The sequence below is a fragment of the Mesorhizobium sp. M7A.F.Ca.CA.002.05.1.1 genome (genome assembly GCF_003998335.1).
Lineage (GTDB): Bacteria > Pseudomonadota > Alphaproteobacteria > Rhizobiales > Rhizobiaceae > Mesorhizobium.
Map to the genome: position 1 here is coordinate 1 of NZ_RZQI01001080.1, position 1,797 is coordinate 1,797.

The following is a 1,797-nucleotide window of genomic DNA, read 5'->3' on the forward strand; positions in this document are numbered from 1 at the left end:
TTGCAGGTGTAGCCGGTGCGGATCTCGCCGCGCACCCAGATGGGCAAGGTCGAATGGAAATCGCCGCGCCGCATCCAGTCCGGCGCATCCGGGCGATAGCGCGCCCTGACCGGGCCGAGCACGACGGCGACACCGCTTTGCTGCGCCATCGCGACCAATTCAGCGAGCCATTGAGGCGTGGCCGTTTCGTCATCATCAATGAAGGCGACGAAATCCGCTGTGCTCGCATCGAGGCAGGCATTGCGGGCGATCGAGATGTTGCGCGCCGGGGCATGCCGATAGTGGATCGGCACCGTCAATTCCCGCGACAGCGCCGCCACCAGGTCACGGGCCGTCGGGGTGTCGTCATTGTCGGCGACGATAATGCGGATATCGAATCCCGCCGGCATCTCCATGGCGTCGAGCGAGCGCAGCGTGTCAGCCAGCTCCGGCCGGCGGAACGTGCAGACGCCGATGTCGATGCTGCGGTTCTTTGCCGACACCGCCATCAGGCCACTCCGCGTCGCGAGCCGAGGCCGAGAAGCTGCAGCCAGAAGCCAACCGACCAGCCAAGATGCATGACCATGGCCGAGACACCGGCCAGCGCAACGTCAGCCTTGCGCTGGCGGATAGCCGTCACCAGTCCGTAGCCCAGGCACACCGACACCCACAGCAACAAAGGCACTGCCGCAATCCAATGCACGAATGAGAAGGCCGCAAGAAGAACCACCGGGAAGACCGCCAGCGGCACCATCTGCCGGATCTTTGGGATGACGCGGTGCTTCAGCACATTCTTGGCACGCCCGCGACCGTAGCCGAGATACTGGAAATAGAGGCCTGAGAGCGAGGCGCGCGGATAGTAGACCATCTGCGTCTTGCCACTCATCCAGATCTTGTAGCCCGCCTTGCGCAGGCGATAATCGAGCTCGGCGTCCTCGTTATGGCTGAACGCTTCGTCGTAGCCGCCGACGGCGCCGAATGCCGATATCCGCATCAGTGCATGATGGCCGTGATCGATCCACTGTCCCTGCGAAAGATGCCGATGCTTCGAGCCGCCGGTGCCGAGCTTGGAGTTCTGCGCCGCGGCGGCCGCCTTCTGCACGGCACCGCTGCCTCTGGTCAGCATCGAAACGACAACCGAATCCGCGCCCGTGGCCAAGGCTTCCTCGACCAGCCGGTCGCAATAATCGTCGGGATAACCGCCATGCGCATCGATGCGGATGAGATAGTCGGCACCATCGCCGAAGGTACCGACGGCGAGATTGATCGCCGCGCTCTGGATGCGCCGCTTGTTGTGGAGCAGGATAACCCGCGGGTCCTTGGCAATCACATCCTCGACGATGGAAAGCGTGCCGTCGGTGCTGCCGCCATCGGCGACGATGATCCGGGCGCCAAGCCGGGCGGCCGCGGGCCGCAATTGATCGAGCAGCGCACCGATATGGGCGGCTTCATTCAGGCACGGAATGACGATCAGGCTGGATGAGGGTTTGTCCGTCTGCGTCATCAATCTCTGTCCATCTTGCCTCTGTCCATCCTTGGCCATCCTATGCCAATGCCTCGGCGGCAAAGGAGCCGGGCACGGCCGTCAGGCTGCGCAGCCGCTCGACAAGCGCCCGGCAATCGCTGCGATCGTAGCTCCAGGTCCTCGGATTGCGGGCCAGAACGCGCTCCTTCAGCCTGGCGAAGCGATGCTCTTCCATCTTGCCGAGCACGGCTTCGAGGGCTTCGGGCGACGCCTGCGGCAACAGCACGCCGATATCCTGCTGTTTGAGGAACCGCCCGGTCTCGGTGTTGCCCATCGAGATCGGCACTGCTCCG

General features: G+C 64.0%; 2 protein-coding genes and 1 pseudogene. All 3 read right to left on the reverse strand.

Features of this window, described 5'->3' with window-relative positions:
- Window positions 1–488: glycosyltransferase family 2 protein (locus EN939_RS32665; protein ID WP_164751443.1), on the reverse strand; the 488-nt coding region annotated here is incomplete at its 3' end.
- Entirely contained in the window at window positions 488–1,483 is a 996-nt protein-coding gene (locus EN939_RS32670) for a glycosyltransferase family 2 protein (protein ID WP_127270879.1), read from the reverse strand. The genes EN939_RS32665 and EN939_RS32670, both read right to left, overlap by 1 nt.
- A gap of 40 nt (window positions 1,484–1,523) precedes the next feature.
- Window positions 1,524–1,797: pseudogene (locus EN939_RS32675) on the reverse strand (glycosyl transferase family 1); the annotation flags it as partial.